Consider the following 19,846-nt stretch of genomic DNA (forward strand, 5'->3'; position numbering starts at 1 on the left):
CTGGGCCAAGCCTGTAAGCGCCGTTCCGTTGATGGAAACTATGGAAAGCGCATCGCCGTCCATATCCGTGTCATTGGTTAGCGGTGTCAGTGCAATCGTATTGTCTTCTGCAACTGTGTAAATATCTGCAACTGCTGTTGGATTATGATTCACGGTTGGTGTAACTGAACTAGAATTATTTCCGGAAACAGGATCATTTTCCAAACCAGAAACAGCTGCTGTATTTGTATAAGAGCCTCCAGCATTAACGGTTGCTACCACTGTAAGGGTCGCACTCGCTCCACTGGCAAGATTTCCTATATTCCATTCTGGCGCTGACCAGCTTCCTGATGAAACTGACGCACTTACAAAAGTATATCCTGACGGAAGATTATCTGTAACTTTTACTCCTGTTGCCGCACTAGGACCAGCATTAGAAGCAGTAATCGTAAAAGTGACATTGCTTCCAACATTTGGAGACATATTGTTTATCGATTTTACAACTGAAAGATTGCTCTGCACTAAAGGCGTAGCAGTAGCCGAATTATTTCCGGCAGTATTGTCAGGATTATTTCCAATAATGCTAGCTGTGTTGGCATAAGATCCTGTCGCATTTACTGTAGCAGTAACCGCTAAAGATGCGCTTGCTCCATTTGCAAGAGATCCTATCGTCCAGTTTGGCGCTGACCAAGTTCCTGCAGAGGGTACAGCACTTACAAAAGTGTATCCTGAAGGAAGCGCATCATTCACTGTTACGCCTGTAGCTTTATATGGACCGTTATTCTTGGCTGTAATAGTAAACACAATATTACTTCCAACACTTGCTGCGGCATTATCTGCCACTTTCGCAATTTGAAGATCGGCAGGGCAAAGTGCAGCATCAAAACTTCTCGTTGTTACTGATGTACCTCCACATGAAGCTGTAACAGAATACTGAACCGAAACAGTACCTTCGCCTGTAAAACTCAAAGTATTTCCAGATAAAGTTCCCGGACCGTTGAGAATAGTCAAAGTTCCGCCTGCTGGAGTTGGATTTAATAGAACCGGATCATCTACACAATATTTTGAATCTGGTCCGCTGCCCGTGGAAACAGGCTGAATTGTAGGATTAGATTCTGCACCGCAGATTTGCACGTTTGCTGTTGCGAAAGTATAGCTTGTTTCATTTGTTGTATTATTTGTTCCATCTCCCATACTTCCGCTGATGCGATGACCTACATAACCAAACTTTGTTTCGCAGCTCTTTACCAGCATTGAAGTGTGTCCTCCAGTTTCAACTGCCAGAATACTATCCGAACCTGTTAAACCTCCGGGACTTGCGGGATTATTAATTGTTCCAGACCCAAGTCCAAGAAGCGAACCATTGCTGTTGCCAAAAGCAAATATCTTATTGTTTGCTGTAAGAACATTCACCGCCGCATATTGCGCATCATGTTCTTGAGGACTAAACCATTTAATGTCATTCATGACAGGTCCCGACGTCGAGTTGTATCTAGGCTGAATCCATGATAGCCTTTGCGAAACTGTCCAATCTCCTAATTGGCCGTTAGCATTTGCACCTAAAGCGTACAAATTGCCGTCTGTAGCTAAAATATAATGTGACCTTGCCGTACCGCTACCTGTCGATCCAATCATTTTTGGCGTAATTCCGCTAGGAAGCGTCATTGGTGCCGCATAATTTTGATTAGCGGCAGCCGTGTTGTTTCCTAAAAATACACTAACGCCCCAAACATAAATCGTACCGTCAGATTTTAATGCCATAAGCCCGTCGTTATTACCTCTACATGCCACAACGTTCGTTAAATAAGGATTTCCAGACTCTGAGGTTCTTACTTTATACCAGCTTGTTGCATTTCCTGCTGCGCCATTTCCTCGTACCGCTGCAGTTTGGGAAATTACCCAAACATCGCCGCTGCAGGTAGTGATTGCAAGTGTCCTATAGGTTGCAAACATCATTTTTACATCTCCTGGGTTTACTCCTGCAGGCAGACCATTTGCATTTCCGCCTATTGTAAGCTTTTGAAAAGTAGCATTGCCAGTTAGGGATGCATCTAATACCATCCCAACTTTAGACCAGGCATACAAGCCATCTGTCGCTAAAAGTATACCTTGAACATTATTAGAAGAAGAGCTTCCTAGTGCTACTTTTAAAGGTACTGCTCCCACCGATAAGGCCGGAAAATTGGTCCTGTTTATTGTTAGCGGAGATAAAACATTTGTTCCTGTATTGGAAATGGTTTCTCCCCAAGTTTGAAATGATCCATCAGAGGTTCTTACCACTGTGGTATGCCAGCTTGAAACAAAGTTGTCGTACTCAATTGTTGCCGCATTATTATTTGATGCAGCACCAAAATTAGACAGATCAGTATTTGAACATCCAGCAACTGGAGTGGCACATTGTGCATTCGATAAGTGGCTGAATATAAAAAATATAAAAAACAAAGCAATTGCTTTTCGTAAATTCAAGCCGCCATTTAAATTAAAGTAGTTTTTTATCATACTTATCGGTTTGTTATTTTATTATTTGAGGAAGATTATAAGTCTGCGCCTGATTGTTGAAATCATAAAAATCAAACATCAGATACGTTTCCCTATCAGCTGTTCCTGTTATTTTGTATTTCAACAATTGGGTGGTATTGCTTAGAATGATTTCCTTCTCTAAAGGTTCAGCTTTCATTGATACTCCAATTCCAGCAATGGACAAGCCTGGCGCTGGCAATTTAGCGGCTGTATTTTCTTTAACAGAAATTTTTACAGGAACTGCAACAATCAGATCTGAATAGCTTTTTCCTCTCACTACCTTCTCAGAAAATGAAATCTTTGAAAAGTCAAAAGCCATTTTAACAGACTCAGCCTTTATGCGAAAGTTCTTAGGCAGCGCGGCATGGTTGCACTCCCCTTCATGCTTTATGGTTTCACGAAAAGTAATATCATATTCTCCAGGTTCGGAAAATGCATAGGCATTAATTTCGCTGCCTCTCAAAGTGAGGTAAATATTTTTCTTGGCATTAGTGATCGTCCAAGCTGCAGATTCATCAATGTCTCCGAAATCAATTTTTTCACCAAAAGAAATTGTCTTGTAGAATTGCTGATGAGAATTGCTGTAATTGTTTTGAGCCGCCGACCTATTCGTGTAAAACAAACAGCAGATCAGCAGGCAGATTAACATTTTTTCTTTTTTGAAAGATGTCAGGTAATTAGTCATGATCGTAAAAAGTTTAGTTAATTAAGCTATTCGCTAATTGGTCGCGAAAATACCATTAAGAACAAGCGTTAAAAACCCGTATGCTTTCATTATAGCGCAAAAACGAAAGCTTTTTTTTCTCACATTTTAAATAACAAACTAAAAAACAGACATTTAAAAAAGACACATTAACAGCAATTCTTTCAAAGAGGAGAAAAGGATATAACTGAATATTCGTACTCTTACTACTGGGATAAAGTTTGCATTAAATGCAAATCGGCTTCTTTGAGATGCCAATTCTCCCGAAAAAACACCATTCGCGCATATTTTAACCTCAAGAAAGAATATTGTATGGAAAGGATTTTGAGAATAATTACAGTATTACTACTTGCTTTCTCTGCCGTTTTATTTTGTAATATTGCATAGCCAAAAATACAGGCTATCTTATCCCAAGCCACTATCAGCTTTTTACCCTTTAATTAATTATATGCACGTTAGATCATTTTTACTATTTCTTTGCGTTTTTATTTTTAGCATCTGCGGTTACTCCCAAAATTCAGAGTACGATAAAGTTTTTGACGAAACCTCTAGAGTTCTCTTAAGCTCTGATCCTAAAAAGGCCCTGAACAATACTGCTTATTTATATAAAATTGCCCAAAATAATACTGAGCGCATTAAAGCCAACATTTTAAGGGCCACTCTTTTGCGCCAATACGGCTTGCGTAATGAAGCTGTTTCAGTACTCAAACAAGCCGACAGCATTGCGAACGCTGATTTGAATTATACCCAATTGGCTAGAATCAATGGCTTTCTATCTACTCTTCATCGAGAATATGAGATTTACAGCTTAGGAAAAGTGTACCTTAACAAAGCGGTTCAGGCAAGCAAAAAGATTAAAGACAAGGCTGAGATGTATAAATTTCTTGGAAATCTTTCACAGGAAATCGCTTATTATGAAATGAATTCTTCGCGCTATCCGAAAGCGATCAAACAGCTGAAAAATGGAAATATGCTCTTTAAAAAAGCCGGACCTTCCATTGACTTAAATTTCCAAACTGCAGTAAACGATGAACTTATCGCTAAAAATTATCTTTCTTTAAAGAATGCCGATTCAGCACTCTTTTATTATAATAGGGCAAAAAGCGGACTTGAAGCATCGCAGTCTTCCGAAAGTCCTCTTAAAGGTTTTATTTTAAATGGATTGGGAAATGTGTATGTTGAAAATGCCAATTTTCAGCAGGCCCTTTTGTACTACAGCAAAGCGGAACGCATTGCAGATCAGTCGAATTTTTTCACCTTGAAACAGGAAGTGTATAACTCTTTGATGGATTTTTACAAAAAAAATAACAATAAGAAATACATCGCCTATAATGAATTGAATCTGAAACTTCATAAGGATGAAGAACAGAGCAGGAAAGCCATTGCAGATGATCTGATCAAAACCCTTCATAAAAATCAAATCAAAAGCCAGACCCAGTACAAAAAAAGCACGATAATCATAACCGCTGCTTTTATTTTAATTGTTCTGCTTACGATTGCTTTTTTCAGCTACAGAAGAAAACAGGACTTCAAAAATTTTGCAAGCAGTATCACCAAAAGTAAAACGGCTAAAAAAGAGAGTACAAAAGAATATATGTCTGAGGCGACCGAAAACAGCATTCTTAACAGTTTGAAAGAATCTGAGACATCACATTTTTACCTCAACAGTGAAATTTCTTTAACTACACTAGCCGCAGAACTTGGCATTAATCACCGCTATCTGTCCTATGTTATCAACAAAAATACTGAAAAAGATTTTGCAGGATACATCAATGAATTAAGAATCAATTACATAGTAGAACGTTTACGTAACGATCCAAACTTTTTGAAATACAAAATCAGCTATCTTGCTGAGCTCTGCGGTTTTTCATCACACAGCAGGTTTACCACTACATTCAAAAAAATCACAGGACACTCACCCGTTGATTTTATAAAAGATCTGGAAAATGGGACTAATGCCTGATTTCGCATTCCCAAATAAAAAAACCGGCCTAAAAAGCTGGCGCAAACCCGCACATTTGAGAACAGGAAATACAGTGAAATAAAGCTACGGGAAACTTAGGTTCGAAACTTATACAGTTTGCCAACACCTTTTCAAATGATTATTGAAAAAAAAAAAAGGACTCAACTTTTCAGCCCCGATTACTTCGCCAGTTCACTTCGCTCGTGTACAGTGGAAATCCTTTTGTGCCGGTGTTCGGCACAAAAAATTGGAACACATAGCGGGAAAAGCCCATACAAAAAAACTAACATTTCATTGCGTATTGGAAATCGCATTTGTCTGCGATCTATTCTACAGCTAAAACATAACTAACTAACTAACTAACTAACTAACTAACTAACTAACTAACTAACTAACTAACTAACTAACTAACTTTTAAATAGTCTATCCATTTAAACAAATTCGCTAACCGAATCAATTTTAGCATCGCCGGCCAAAATCGCAATTAAAAAATCTTTAGAAAGAAAGAAATATCTCACTATAGAAGGTTCAAATCTCTATTAAAAAGCACTGGTTCGAATCCCGTTAGGGCTACTAAAAAAAGCTTCAGATTCCTCTGAAGCTTCTTTTCTTAATTCAGCTGCAATTGGCCTAGCAGATATACCTTCTTTTTCCTAAACTTGAAACACCCAAATAACATTTTAGGCTGCCGCCATAAAAATCAAAATACAGATAGTCCTTTATATCAGGCTCCGCAGAAAAATCCAAAACGCATCACCTCTTCTTCTTCACCACCAGATGCTTCAGAGCGGGATCATTCAAAAGCCTGTCCATCTCTGTGCAGATGATCTCCTGCACATCCCTTTTGATCTGCGCGAAGTTCTGCTGGATCATGCCGTTATCGAGTTTTCTTACAGACGGTATTTCCCTGTATCCTTCCTCCTCTTTGCGCAAAGCTTCATGGTCGTTTACGATTGAAGAATGAAAAGCCTTCAATTCAATCTTGCAGTCCGGATTGTCGGCCACCATCCCCACAAATTCTCCCGAACTCAATGACGAAATCTTAGAAGGCGGAACTGCCAAATCCAGCTGTCTGGAATGGCTGACTGACGTATCGGAACTGTTTATTGACAAGCTCTCCCTATGCTGCATGATCCTGCCGAACCGCTCTGAAAGCTGTTTGGCGGTGTCCCCCGTAACCTGCCCCGAGATGATGTTTCCGGTGATATTCAGGATCACATCGGCCTGTTCGCGCCCATAGTCTTTCCGGAGCTGGCTGAAGTCCTGCACGCCGAGGCAGGTGCTCACCTTGTTGCTTCTGGCCGTAGCTATCAGGCTGTCCATATTGTTGAGATAAATGGTGGGGAACTCATCAAATATGAGGCTCGATTTGAGCTTGCCTTTCTTGTTTACGAGCTTGATCAGGCGGTTGACATACAGCGATAGGACCGCTCCGTAAATCTGCAGCTTCTGCGGATTGTTTCCCATGCAGACGATTTTGGGCTCCTCTGGATTATTAATATCCAAAGTGAAATCATTTCCCGAAAGCACATAGTACAGCTGGGGCGAAGAGAGCCTTGCCATGGCAATCTTTGCCGAGGCGATCTGCCCCTCCAACTGGTCCATCGCACCGTTGAGATAGGCATTGACAAAAGGGTTGATGAGCACCTCGATTTCCTTGTCGGTCCGAAGAATCGTAAAGAGGCTGTCGTAATCGGTCTGCATGAGTTCGATCACGTGCGGCAGGGTGCAGAACTGCCCGCCGCTGTATCTTCTGAGATACCAGATCACGGCAGAAAGGAAATTGATGGGCGACTCCACAAAAAAGTCGCCCTGGCGCTTGATCCATTCGCGGTTGAGTCCCATCAGGATCGTCCTGGCGGACTCCGAAGCGTCGGTGATATCCTCCATGCTCTGCGGGTCCAATGGATTGCAGCGGTGCATGATATTGTCGAAATTGATGAAATAGCACTTGGGCATAACCTTATAAACATGCCTGTATTTTTCAAAGGTATTGTAGACGATCTTGGAAAGGTCATCGTACTTGAAATCATATACAAACATGCTGAAGCCTTTAGCGATGTGCTGGGTGATGACATGGCGGATGACAAAATAGGATTTCCCGGATCCGGGCGTGCCCAGAACCATCAGCCCGCGGAACGGATTGATGATGTTGATCCAGCTGGAGCGCAGCTTGCTTTTCAGAAAATATCTTGCGGGAAGGTTGACAGAATATTCATTCTCCAAAAGCCTTTCCTCCTGCGGAAAGGTCTCGTTCTCGCTGTTGAATACATCCCCTAAAGCCAGTCTGTTTCTGATGAGTCTGGAAAGCAGCGTGCCTCCCGAAAGCACGAGCAGAAATCCCAAAGCCGTAACCGCCATATAGCCCGCCGCGGCCATAACCTTATCAGTAAAAACCAGCGGCAAAAGCCCGCTTGAAAAATACAACACTAATCCAGAAAACATCTTATAAAAAGCAGTCTTAAAGACAAGTTTTTCATTCTTTTTTCCTCTGGCTCCCAAAAGCGAGATCAAAAGAAAACCGAGCGCGGCAAGCTTGGAAATATAAAAATTATCAAACAGACCCGTGCGGCAGACCGATGCCAGAATCTTATCTCCGAAGCCTGCTGTAAGATTCCATAATTTAAATGCTCCATAACAGTAATAGTAGCAGTGCCCGATCAGCAGGATGATGCTGATGAGCCTTGTCATGTCTATTATTTTTCTCAGCGCCTGTTCATTTTCTCCCGTCTGCATGGCTGCACTATTTTAATATGATTGATTTCTTTTTCAGTTCAGATCCGAGCCGCCCCTTTTCTTTTTTCTTCGGGGTTTGCGTTTCAATGCCGCTGGAACATTTTCAGGCTGCCATTCGGGTCTGAAAAGCCCGTCAAGCGTCTTAACGGCAATGCCTTCTAAAGCCTTTTCATAAGCCTTCTCAGAAGCCGTCTGACTCTGTTCCTCATGTCTATCATGTCCCTTCTCAAGCCCCCTGTCAGTTGCTCCGTTCTCTCTTAAAAGGGCACCTTCCCCGCACCTTTCCAAAATCCCTTTGGCGCTATAATTTTTTCCCAAAGCGCTTCCGTTCAGCACGCATCTGGTGACATGATCGACATAAGTGATGCCGTAGAGCTGCCCCTTATCGCTCTTTCGCAGCACAGCATCTATCCCCTGTTTCTGAAGCGCGGCAGCCAGTTTTTTCATATTCCTATTCCGGCTTAAAAAAACAGCATCAACCGCGGTGCGGATCCGCTTCTTTTCAAATGCCTGCCCGCCACTGTTCAGCGCATAGCGCTGCTCCAGAAAAGCAAGGGTGGGCTTCATTGCAAAATCGCTCGCCTTTATAGGAACTCCGGCTGCTTTGCCTCCCTTGTCCAGTATGTGGTACACCAGTCCGCCAGACTTAAAAATCCTTGAGTCCCCGCTTCCCCTATCCGCCGTAATATTGTATAGCTGCAGCACCGCATTGAGCTCCGCCAGAGAAGTGTATTTATAATTCAAAAGCACTGAGTTCAGCACTGCTGACATGGCTTTTTTGGACTCCGTCCTGCCATAACAAACCTTGCCTGCCGCAACGGGCTTTAGAAGTGCCATGCCCTGGTTTTTCCTGCCTTCCGCCCTGACCAGATTGAACTGTTTTTCAATTTCTTTTCTGGCTTTCTCCGACTGGTTCTTTCCGATGTTCTGCATGTCGATCCGCGAGCCGTCCCCCCTGACTTTTATCGAGACCAGATGGATGTGCGGATGCCCTGCATCATCATGGCGGTAGACCAGATAGGGCTGCTCTGCAAAACCAATTTTTTCCATATAGGCATCGGCTATCTTCATAAGCTTTTCGGCGGAATAATTCTCAGAGGGATGGAAGTTCAGCGAGATGTGCACGCTGTTGCGTCTGACGTTGCCGTTCAGGGCATTCTGATGCAGAAGCCTATTGAGTTTCATAGCAGGATTCAAGTCCTTTACAGGAGCCGGATAATTGCCTTCCCCGATGCACTGGGCGGCGCCTTCCTTCACCTTGTTTTCATTGTACCGGAATATGCTCTGCACCGAATGTCCGGTCTTTATGACTGCAACCATCTGCGGGCCATTTTTTCGGTCATTCTTGCAATGGACTCGGTCTTGGCCAATAGCCTTTCACGCTGCGATTCTGTCTCTGAAATCCACTGCCTGAATTCAGCATTATGCTGCATTGCATGGAGCCTTCTGACGCTCTGGTTGAAGTTGTTTCCAAGGGCGGCGAGCTCCTTTCGAAGGCGGATGAACTCGAGCATGAATTCATCCAGCGAAGCATCCCGGTGCTTTACCGTCACAGGCCTGCTGAGAAGGCAGCTTCTGAGGTATTCGCTCATCTGCCTGCATGCGGTTGTCTTGAACCTTCTCTCTAATCCTTCATATTCGGCGGCGGTAAAGCGCACCGCCGCAATGCGCGTTCTGTTTAAAATCTCTTTTCCCATCTTGTTTCCCTTTCATTTCTTCAAACAATCCTCTTTCCATGTTCACTGCCGCGAGTTCCGAGCAACAGGCAGCCAGATTCGTTTGTTTAACAAACGGACATCTGGCAGACTGCAGGAACGTGGCAGTCTTTAGGCTTTCAAAAAAGGAAAACCTAAAAAAAGCCCTTTTTACAGGATCCTGACAGCAAAAGTAGAAAAGGCTATGCAATACATCCCATCCCATCCATATTTTGAACGGGGTGTTTTTACATCTTCTGCCTATCTTTGGAGCAGCAGATTATTAATTTAAAAACTAGGAATTATGCTGACAGAAAATGAAACTGCCCAGCTTTTGGATACTATAATGAGTATTCCTGGCATGAACGAACAGGTGAAGATTGATCTGAAGATTTCACGAAAAAATGTGCTGCTTCTAAGCCATGTAATTGAACGCGGACTGCTGGAAAGCGACGGCAGCCCTTCGGTGCTTTTGCGGCGCACTGCAGAAGAAAACATCAGCGAACTCAGACAGCTTTCTGCAGACTGTTTAAGCAGGGCCGGCCTTACCGAATTCAATGAAAAACTAAGCGCTCTTGGAACAGAAGAAAAACGTTAGAAGAAGAAATAAACAGCCTTTAGCAGGAACCTGCCAAAGGCTGTTTAAGTAGTATAGTGCCATCAATATTTTCCTTTCGAAAACACTCTCCTATTAAATTTTTTTTGACCCTGTATTTTCAGTCCTGCAGGCAATCCCTGCAAAAAATTAGCACAAAAAAAACTCCCTTAAAAAAGGGAGTCCTTAGGCGGCCGGCGGTTGCCTGAAAAGTATAAGGTAATTAACCAAATCATTTGGGACAGAACCTCCAGACGAACCCCGCCGGTCCTCTGTTTTTCTGACTGATTTTATAGTGCCATTACCAGTATAAAGCAAATTTACAGCAATATAAATAGTTATGCCTTACAGGATCTTCCGTCAATTTTACAGTATTCCAAGCCTGTATGGCGAATACAACAGCAAAAAGAATTATAAAAAAAAAAAAGCGCCTACAAGGCGCCTTCATCCAAAAAAGAGTAGTACTTCTCCTCTGTAACGATCAGATGGTCCAGAAGCCTGATCTCCAGCAACTCGCCAGCGGTCTTGATCTTTCTGGTAATCGCTTTGTCTGCCTCTGAAGGAGCGGTCTTTCCTGAGGGATGGTTATGGGAGATAATGATGGCCGCCGCATTGGCTTTAAGCGCAGAGGCAAACAGCAGCCTGATATCCACTACAGTCCCTGCGATGCCTCCCGAGGATGCCTGGTAAAGGCCAAGCACCCTGTTGGACTGGTTGAGCAGCAGGACTTTGAACTGCTCGATGAATTCTATCTTGTCGGGATCCCAGCAGTCCATCAGGATTGCATAGGCGGATTTGGAGGAAGTGATTTTAGGCCTGTCGGTGCTCTTCACTTTTGTTCTATATATCAGGTCTATTTCCGATACGGTTTTCCAGCTGCTGTTTTCTGTTGCTTTCATGGCTTTTACTATTTAAGATTAATAACAGCACCTGCACCGGGCAGAGGAAAGCGAGCGCAGAAAGCAACGCAATAAAGCAGGACGGATGTCCTGCATTTATGGGGGAATTTTTTGCGGCGAACCTGCCTCCTGTGCCCGACCTTTGTGATGGAATTAAACTCAAAGGGCTTCGTGCCGAAAGCGGCTTATGCTGAAAAAATCTGCTGACACTAGCAGGTATTGAACCAATGAAGAGCATAAAAAGCAAGACTAAAAAAAAGTGGAAAAGCAATGGGCTGGCCTTCAAGACAGTGGAGCGAAAGAAAGCAGGAATCCAATCTCATAAAGGCATAAACGCCAAAAACCGCCTTGCCTCATGTGGCGTTTTTATCTAATTTTGCAGCATGAATTACGAAGACATCAGACGCCATTTTGAAAGCAGCCCGCCGCCCAAGGAAGTGAAATGGACCGAATGGGCATACATCTCCGATACGCAGCTTTTCCTGAAGAGCTGCTATATAGGAATCAGGAACTTCAACGGCCCTGCTGACCGCTGTCCGGCATGGTGGCACTTAAAAGAATTTTACATTCTAATGAAAAAAATATCTCCCCCGGCGGCCTCCGCAGAAGAAAACATATTGGAGGGAAGCGCACTAGAGGAAAATGCCCACAGACAGAACGCTGGGGAAACTTCGCATGCCTAAGCCGCTTACCGTCAAGAATGAGTACTGCCGCCTAAAAACGGACTCGATAATAGCCTGCTTACTGCATCTGGAGTATAGCTTTTCTATTTTAAAAATATAATTTGTGATTGTAAATTTCAAAATACAATTAACACGCAACAGACAAATCAAAAAGAAATAAGAAACAGGGCGTGCATTTTCTGCAAGATGATACTTTTTATATTCTTCTATAAGTTCCGGATCATCAATCAGATCGCAGGCATAACATATCCTTTTAACTGCATATCTTCCTTGCTTAAAGTTTGCATTCTATTTTTTTTCCTTTATAAACCAAAACTTTTTTAGTGCCATCTGGCAGCACAACGCTAAAAGTTCTTTCAGATAACATCCCTTTATACTGTCCTCTTCTATTGGAAAGCGTTAATTTTTTCAGCTTATCATTATATGTAAAATCAATTTCTGTATAGGCACCTTTTTCATAATTGTAATTATCAAATTCATCTTCATAAAGGGTAAAGAAACCATCCTTTCCCGGATATACTTTTATTTGAAGATTGTCCCATTTTTTTTCCTTAGCAAACTGCACTTGAGGTCCAATTGGAATAACAGCGCCTTCCTTAACAAACAGCGGTATCATATCCAGCTTTGTTTTTCTGGTAATTTCCTGACCGCCCTGCAGTTTTTCATTTGTCCAGAAATCGTACCAGCCGCTTCCAGCAGGAAGATAAACGATTCTTGATTTTTCTGCTGTAAAATCTATGCTCTGCTTTTGATTCTGGCTTTCTTTTATTTTTTCCGGTGTATATTGGGCCTGAACCACCGGCGCAACCAAAATAGATTTTCCAAACATAAATTCATCTTTAACATCCCAAGTTTTGCTATCAGAGGCAAAATCCATAAACAATGCTCTCATAAAACTGGAATCTTTATGGGTTACTTCCCATGATGCCGAATAAATGTAAGGCAACAGGGAATAACGCAGATTTATAAATTTCTCGATCGCATCATATATCGGTTCCCCTTTCTTTCCAAAATTATAGATCTCACGAGGTATATCTGTACCATGAGAACGCATCATCGGATTAAAAGCTCCAAACTGCAGCCAACGAACATAAAGCTCGCGAAACAAAGGGCTATCCGCTCCTGAAACTTCTCCTTTTTGGTTGTAAGCACCAGCAAAAAAACCTCCAATATCTGAATTCCAATGTGGCATGCCTGTAAGGGTAAAATTAAGTCCCGCCGGAATCTGTGCACGTAGGTTTTCCCAACTAGACTCTACGTCTCCTGTCCATGTATTGGCACCATAACGCTGCTGGCCAGCGAAAGCAGATCTTGTTAGAATGAAAACCCGCTTATCTGAAGTCTCTTTTCGCTGATGATCGTAAACCCCGCCCACAGCCATAAGGGGATAAGCATTTCGCACTTTTCTGAAAGTCCCCAAATATGTTTTGGTATCATAATCTTCCGGCTTTACCCAAAGATGATCTGGTTCTGTGGAATCCATCCACCAGCCGTCAATTCCTGTTGCAAAAAGGCCTTCACTTGCATATTTCCAATAAATGTCTCTTGCCTTTGGGTTGTAGGCGTCATAAACGCGCACTCCTGAAGGATAATCTTTTTTTGGAGGAAAAATTTCGCTGCCCGATTCTGGCCAAGTTAGGAAATCAAACAGCATTCCGTTACTATTCAGCTCATTATAAGGCTTTGTTTTGGGTCCAAATGAAGACCAGATCGAAATAATCATATGGGCATTCAGACCGTGAATTTCATCCACCATCTTTTGAGGCTCAGAAAATTCAGGATTAAGAAACTCCATCGCATTCCACAGATAATTATTCCCCCAATACTGCCAGTCTTGAATTATTCCGTCCAAAGGCACTCCCAGTTCACGGTATTTTTTTACTACACCTACTAATTCATTCTGGCTCTTATAGCGTTCTTTGCTCTGCCAGAAACCATAGGTCCAAAGGGGGAACATGGGCACTGTTCCGGTTAGCTTTCTCATTTGCGAGATTACTCCATCGGCATTTTTACCATACATAAAATAGTAATCTACCCCATCACCCACAAGAGATTCAAAAGATGTCCCATTGGCATTGTCTTTAAATTCTGTCGGAGCATAATTATCCCAAAAAAGGCCATACCCTTTTACCGACTGAAAAAAAGTCACAGCATCTTCTGTATTTCCCTGTTCCAAACGATAATTTTGATTTCTTTGGTTTAAATCTCCCCTCTGATGCTGTCCTAAACCATATATAGGTTCTTCTTTCTCCAAATCAAATGCTTGATATACGGTATAAGAATCGGTATCGGTATCTTTTACAGGTCTAAATTTTGTTCCCTCTTTTTTCTCACGAAGCAAGATCTGGCCTGAACTTGCAAATGAGATTTCTCCACTTGGAAACTGCACCGTAACATTCAGACTTTCGGATTTTAAAACCAATTGGCTGTTTTGGCTTTTTACTGTGAAAGGAGTTGCCGACGGTTTCATGTTTACCGAAAGGCTTTCTTTGGAATAGACTCCCGCTGTTGGATATTTTACAACTCTTACAATGGAAGGAGTGTAAAACTGAATTTCTATTGTATTTCCATCTGCTTGCGTCTTGATTCCCAGATTGTTTTTCTCATATTTCTGGCCGTAGCCGGCCGCACAGAAAAACAGCGGGCAAATTAATAGATAAATAAATTTCATTTGGTTTAAGTTATTTTAATTAGTAAGATTATGCTAAAATACATTCGTTCTTTATTGCTTGAATTCTGGATAAATCATAATCAGTCCTAGAGATTTTAGTTGGTTAGCAGGACACCTCCATTACAAGGAACTTTGATGGGCACTCCAATCTTTGATCTGTATTTAAAATCCATAATTTTTCCATTTAATAATTCATCATCCTGATAATATCTAAGAGTGGTGCCCTCCGAGATCATGGGCAGCTTTAATTTTAGTTCCAAAGGTTCTTTCTGCGCATTAACTCCAGCCATATACCATTTTTTCCCTTTTCTTCTGGCCAGCACAACATATTTGCCTGGATATCCTTCCAGAAAGCGAACTTCATCCCAGACCGTCGGCACTTCCTTCATAAATTTTATGGCCCAGTCTGGAGCGTCGTGCAGATTATTGGGTGCTAAAGCAAAATGCTGCACGCCGCTCTGAAAAAGCACTGAAGTGGCTAAAGCAAATACATCCGAAGTCATTCTTTTTGAGCCTTTATTTGGAATGTTATCGCTATTGTAGAATTTGTTCAAAGCGCTTCCGCCAAAATCCATGCTTCCCACCGCATTTCTGATAAAAGTATGCGTTGCCGCATTTACAGCTTCATTATCACAGCTCTGCTGTCCGAAATGCAGATTCTCGCTTGCCAGAACCGCTTCACTGGAGGCATAGTTCGGATACATGCGCTCCCAGCCTCGAGGCAGGGTGCAGCCGTGGAAAATAACCATTATCCCAAATTCATTGGCATCCGTCAGAATATCTTCATACAGTTTCATGGTCACCTGCTTGTCTCCTCCGAAAAAATCCACTTTAATGCCTTTGATTCCGATGCTTTTCATCCAAGCCATCTCTTTTCTTCTGATGGCCGCATTATCCATTAGTCCTCTCGGGCCTTGCGGAGCATCATTCCAGTACCCGTTTGAATTGTACCATAAATAAAGCCCAACGCCTTTTTTTGCGCCGTATGCCGCTAGTTCTGCTATTTTATCACGGCCAATCTGCACATCCCAAAGCGCATCGATTAAAATGGTTTCATATCCCATCGCCGCGCTGAAATCGATGTACTCCTTCTGCACGGGAAACGTTGTGTTACTATCCATTTTGATGATCCAGCTCCAAGTGCCTTTTGTGTACTGGTATTCTTTGGAAGCTTCATATTTTGGCTTAACCAAGTCAAAAGGAATCGTAGTCTCCACTATCGGAGCAAGCGTTTCTCCAATTGTAATGGTGCGCCATGGCGTTTCTCCCGGAAGCGGAATTCCTGGAGATGTCGTTCCGTTTCCGTTGTTTTCTCCCGGCATCGGAAATCCGATTGAATATAATCCGTTCTCATGTCCGATCAGCCTGCTGGCGCAGTAGCCGCCGTCCACCCCTGTTTCAGAAATCAGCACCCATCCGCTGCTATTTACCTTAAACAGGCATGGAAACGTGTATCCGTTTCCCCAGCCGTTTTTTCCCACTGCATCATCGAGGGCGTATGAAGTCTCATAACTGGGAGCTGTTCTCGCATATCCTGTCATGGGATTGCTTTGCGGGCACAGAAATGTCGCGGTTCCCTTAGGCATCAGAAATCCCGAAGCCTCTTCCTGGACCACGCAGGAAAACGTTTCCTTCTGCGGATACACTTTATATTTGAATGCCAGATTATTATTGCTTACCCTAAAGATTACATCCAAAGCCGGTCTGCCCTCTTTTGTGAACGAAAAAACAGCCTCGTTGGCCGTGTAATGAACATTGCTTTTTTTAATGTTGCGCAGCTGATAGGATTCGTCAATTTTATTTTGGACGCTATTTGCTTGCAAAGCCAGTCCGGAGCTGAAATCTCCCGCATTTGTCTTTAGGCCTAATGGGGATTTTTCTATAAACGTTTTTTCGTTGTAGGTTACGCTATACTGGGGCATTCCGTTATCTGCAGAAACCGATACCGCAAGCTTTCCGTCCGGACTTTTTACCACTGATTGGGCGTTTAGTTTAAAGAAACTTACAAGCAATAAACATATGCTAAATTTTATATTCATAATTATAGAGGTTGGTTAGTCAGTTTATTTTTGATTTCAAGATGATTCTGAACATCTGCTTCTTGTTCATAATCCCTAATTAGGGCTGTTCGGTGCTCCAGCTCTGTAACTTCACAGATGCTAATGTACTCTTTACTTTGAATGCTCAAAAGCAATAATACATTTCCGCCAGCCATAAAATACATTCTGCTCCCCTTTACAGCAACCAAAAACACAATGATACATAAGAGCCTGTCAAATAACACATTTACGCCCCCTGTCCTTTTACATTAAAAGATATTTTTACACCCCAGCATTATCAGCTGCCAATACAACTTGAATGAGCCTCATGCAGTCACCAAAAAATGCAGATTGCCATTTGACTTTTACAGCTTGCCATCGTTTGAAACCCATTTGAAATTTAGCTCGACTGGATATGATAACTTCTAGATCGGGAAAAGCATAAATCACAAAACTGCTAATTATCATATAAACTATTCTTAACCAAAAAACATGAAAAAAAACACAATCGCTTTAGGTCTTTCCGCCGGATTGCTCTTGGCATCGTGCGCTGTTAAAAACTACACCAAAACAAATGACAGTGTGTTTATAGACTTGAAACCAAACGCAGAAAACCAATTAGGCACACTGCGTCTGCAGGTTTTAGGCAATGATCTGATACATGTTGCTGCGTCAGCCAAAGAATCTGTTAAAGATTCGAGCCTGATTATTGTTCCCGGCCAGCAAACTGTTCCCTTCCAGATCAGTCAATTAAAAGACTCCATTAAACTCGCAACCAAGACTTTAAATGTAATGGTTTCGGCAAAAGATGGAGGGATTAAGTTTAAAGATAAAAACGGCAAAATGCTGCTGGCTGAAAAAGCAGGCGGCGGGAGGACTTTTCTTCCTGTAGAGGCTGACCAGACAAAAGGCTATACGGTGCGGCAGATATTTGAATCGCCTAAAGATGAAGCGTTTTATGGGCTGGGACAGCATCAGTCGGATGAATTCAATTACAAAGATAAAAGCGAAGAGCTTTTCCAATACAATACCAAGGTATCGGTTCCTTTTATTGTATCAAATAAAAATTATGGCCTTTTATGGGACAGCTATTCCTTAAGCCGATTTGGAGACAGCCGTCCTTATGAGCAGCTAAACAAGGTTTTCAAATTATATGGAAAAAATGGCGAGCCAGGCTTCTTAACGGGAACCTACATCACGCCAGAGAAGAAAAATGCACCGCTCATCCGTCAAGAGCAGTCTATTTTTTTTGAAGACGTTAAAAGCATTAAAAATCTGCCAGCAGATCTGCCTTTAAAGAATGCTGCTGTTGCTTATGAAGGGGAAATCGAAGCGCCGCAAGACGGAGAATATAAATTTACTTTATATTATTCCGGATATGTAAAAGTCTATCTAGACAATCAATTAGTGGTTCCTGAGCGATGGAGAACAGCTTGGAATCCTAACAGCTACAAATTCTCTATGAATCTGAAAGCAGACAAGCGCACTGCTTTAAGAATAGAATGGAAACCGGACGGTTCAACATCCTATTGCGGATTAAGGGTAAGAACGCCTCAATTGGCTGAGGAAAAAAACAGCCAGGTCTGGTGGAGCGAAATGAACAAAAAAATCGATTACTACTTTATTCATGGCAATTCCATGGACAGCATAATTAAGGGATATAGAACCTTGACGGGAAAATCCCAAATTATGCCCAAATGGGCAATGGGCTATTGGCAGAGCCGCGAGCGATACAAAACCCAAGATGAAATCTTAAGCAATTTAAAAGAATTCAGAACGCGCCAGATTCCAATTGATAATATAGTTTTAGACTGGAATTATTGGGAAGATGATGCATGGGGAAGCCACAAATTTGATCCTAAGCGTTTTCCTGATCCAAAAGCCATGACAGACTCCATCCATTCGATGAATGCCAAAATGATGATCTCCGTCTGGCCTAAATTTTATAAAACTACAGACCACTTTAAAGAATTCGACCAAAATGGATGGATGTATCAGCAGGCCATTAAAGACAATGTACACGACTGGGTTGGCCCAGGTTATGTAGGCTCATTTTATGACGCTTATGCAAGCGGTGCGCGTAAATTGTTTTGGAAGCAGATTTATAAAAATTTGTATCCTATAGGAGTTGATGCATGGTGGATGGATGCTAGTGAACCTAACGTATTGGACTGCACCGATATGGAATATCGCAAAAAATTGCAGGGGCCAACCGCTTTAGGGTCTGCGACGGAATATTTCAACACTTATGCCTTAATGAACGCCGAAGCAATATATGACGGACAAAGGGCTGTAGATCCTAATAAACGTGTATTTCTTTTAACTAGATCAGGTTTCGCTGGACTGCAGCGTTACTCAACAGCAACCTGGAGCGGCGATATTGCAACGAGATGGGAAGATTTGAAAGCGCAGATTTCGGCAGGTCTTAATTTTGCTGCAAGCGGTATTCCGTACTGGACGATGGATATTGGAGGCTTTTGCGTTGAAGACCGCTATGTGGGCGCACAGCAGCAATATGACAAAAGTGGAAATGAAAATTCCGACAGCAAAGAATGGCGCGAATTAAACACACGCTGGCATCAGTTTGGGGTGTTTGCTCCTTTATACCGTTCCCATGGGCAATTTCCTTATCGCGAACCTTGGAACATCGCTCCAGAAGGCCATCCTGCCTACGAATCAATTGTATTTTATGACCGTCTGCGTTACAGACTAATGCCATACATCTATACTATGGCCGGTATGACGCATTTTAACGATTATACCATTATGCGCCCTTTGGTGATGGATTTTCAAAACGATAAAAATGTCGTTAACATCAGCAACCAATTCATGTTTGGGCCATCTTTTATGGTGTGCCCTGTTTACCAATATGGAGCCAGAAAAAGAGAAGTGTATCTTCCTGCTGGCAAAAACTGGTACGATTTTTATACGGGCAAACATCTGTCAGGAGGACAGACTCTACAGGCTGACGCTCCTTATGGACGCATTCCCCTCTTTATTCCTGAAGGTGCTATAGTTCCCGTAGGCCCTGAAATCCAATACACCGATCAGAAACCTGCTGATAATATGGTGCTGTATGTTTATAAAGGCCGCGACGGAAGCTTTACTTTGTATGAAGATGAAGGTATTAACTATAATTATGAAAAAGGACATTATGCCACGATAAGCTTCAATTATGATCAAAAAAACGAAACTTTAACCATTGGCGAGCGCAAAGGAGATTTTAAAGGCATGCTAAAAGACCGAAAATTTAAAATCATCGCTGTCGATCCATCTAGTCCAAAAGCATTCCTTTCTAATGCTTCCGGAAAAGAAATCCAATATAACGGAACGCTTCAAGCCATTAAAATTTAATTATTCTAAA

Annotated in this window: 13 protein-coding genes; 4 read left to right on the top strand and 9 right to left on the bottom strand. The window is 42.2% G+C overall.

The annotated features are described in order from the left end of the window. Together BLP44_RS18035 and BLP44_RS18040 are read right to left on the bottom strand one after the other, a co-directional pair. Positions 1 to 2,478 (bottom strand): Ig-like domain-containing protein (locus tag BLP44_RS18035; protein WP_091134932.1); only part of this gene is annotated, 2,478 nt, incomplete at its 3' end. A 13-nt stretch (positions 2,479 to 2,491) separates the two neighbouring features. Further along, complete coding sequence (locus BLP44_RS18040; protein WP_091134934.1) at positions 2,492 to 3,184, bottom strand: hypothetical protein; 693 nt, start codon at positions 3,182 to 3,184, stop codon at positions 2,492 to 2,494. A 466-nt stretch (positions 3,185 to 3,650) separates the two neighbouring features. Between BLP44_RS18040 and BLP44_RS18045 the strand changes: the two genes are divergently transcribed. After that, positions 3,651 to 5,165, top strand: coding sequence for a helix-turn-helix domain-containing protein (locus BLP44_RS18045; RefSeq protein ID WP_091134936.1), 1,515 nt, complete (start codon positions 3,651 to 3,653; stop codon positions 5,163 to 5,165). A gap of 753 nt (positions 5,166 to 5,918) precedes the next feature. Here the strand turns inward: BLP44_RS18045 and mobC are convergent. From mobC to BLP44_RS18060, 3 genes are read right to left on the bottom strand one after another with little or no spacing between them, the layout of a single operon-like run. After that, complete coding sequence (gene mobC / locus BLP44_RS18050) at positions 5,919 to 7,901, bottom strand: conjugal transfer protein MobC (protein ID WP_091134937.1); 1,983 nt, start codon at positions 7,899 to 7,901, stop codon at positions 5,919 to 5,921. 33 nt (positions 7,902 to 7,934) lie between these two features. Further along, positions 7,935 to 9,221 carry a relaxase/mobilization nuclease domain-containing protein gene (locus tag BLP44_RS18055; RefSeq protein ID WP_091134939.1) on the bottom strand — a complete coding sequence of 429 codons (1,287 nt, stop codon included), beginning with the start codon at positions 9,219 to 9,221 and terminating at the stop codon, positions 7,935 to 7,937. Then, entirely contained in the window at positions 9,206 to 9,598 is a 393-nt protein-coding gene (locus tag BLP44_RS18060; protein WP_091134941.1) for a plasmid mobilization protein, read from the bottom strand. The genes BLP44_RS18055 and BLP44_RS18060 overlap by 16 nt, the downstream gene beginning before the upstream one ends. A gap of 301 nt (positions 9,599 to 9,899) precedes the next feature. Here BLP44_RS18060 and BLP44_RS18065 point away from each other — a divergent pair, with 301 nt between their 5' ends. Further along, complete coding sequence (locus BLP44_RS18065) at positions 9,900 to 10,193, top strand: hypothetical protein (RefSeq protein WP_091134943.1); 294 nt, start codon at positions 9,900 to 9,902, stop codon at positions 10,191 to 10,193. A gap of 428 nt (positions 10,194 to 10,621) precedes the next feature. On the opposite strand, the gene BLP44_RS18070 is transcribed toward BLP44_RS18065, so the two are convergent. Then, complete coding sequence (locus tag BLP44_RS18070; RefSeq protein WP_091134945.1) at positions 10,622 to 11,089, bottom strand: JAB domain-containing protein; 468 nt, start codon at positions 11,087 to 11,089, stop codon at positions 10,622 to 10,624. A 383-nt stretch (positions 11,090 to 11,472) separates the two neighbouring features. On the opposite strand from BLP44_RS18070, the gene BLP44_RS18075 reads away from it, so the two are divergent. Further along, positions 11,473 to 11,772: a DUF6965 family protein gene (locus BLP44_RS18075; protein ID WP_091134947.1), complete on the top strand. Its 300-nt coding sequence runs from the start codon at positions 11,473 to 11,475 to the stop codon at positions 11,770 to 11,772. Positions 11,773 to 12,046: 274 nt separating this feature from the next. Here the strand turns inward: BLP44_RS18075 and BLP44_RS18080 are convergent, their stop codons facing one another. From BLP44_RS18080 to BLP44_RS18090, 3 genes are all read right to left on the bottom strand, one after another. Beyond that, complete coding sequence (locus BLP44_RS18080) at positions 12,047 to 14,443, bottom strand: glycoside hydrolase family 31 protein (RefSeq protein ID WP_091134949.1); 2,397 nt, start codon at positions 14,441 to 14,443, stop codon at positions 12,047 to 12,049. 95 nt (positions 14,444 to 14,538) lie between these two features. Continuing rightward, positions 14,539 to 16,419 (bottom strand): glycoside hydrolase family 97 protein, encoded by a 1,881-nt coding sequence (locus BLP44_RS18085; RefSeq protein WP_244511807.1) that lies wholly within the window; start codon positions 16,417 to 16,419, stop codon positions 14,539 to 14,541. A 65-nt stretch (positions 16,420 to 16,484) separates the two neighbouring features. Beyond that, positions 16,485 to 16,667: a hypothetical protein gene (locus BLP44_RS18090; protein ID WP_139159221.1), complete on the bottom strand. Its 183-nt coding sequence runs from the start codon at positions 16,665 to 16,667 to the stop codon at positions 16,485 to 16,487. A 307-nt stretch (positions 16,668 to 16,974) separates the two neighbouring features. On the opposite strand from BLP44_RS18090, the gene BLP44_RS18100 reads away from it, so the two are divergent. Next, entirely contained in the window at positions 16,975 to 19,836 is a 2,862-nt protein-coding gene (locus BLP44_RS18100) for a glycoside hydrolase family 31 protein (protein WP_091134957.1), read from the top strand. The last annotated feature ends 10 nt before the right edge of the window (positions 19,837 to 19,846 follow it).

The sequence above is a fragment of the Flavobacterium anhuiense genome, assembly GCF_900101855.1.
Taxonomy (GTDB): domain Bacteria; phylum Bacteroidota; class Bacteroidia; order Flavobacteriales; family Flavobacteriaceae; genus Flavobacterium; species Flavobacterium anhuiense.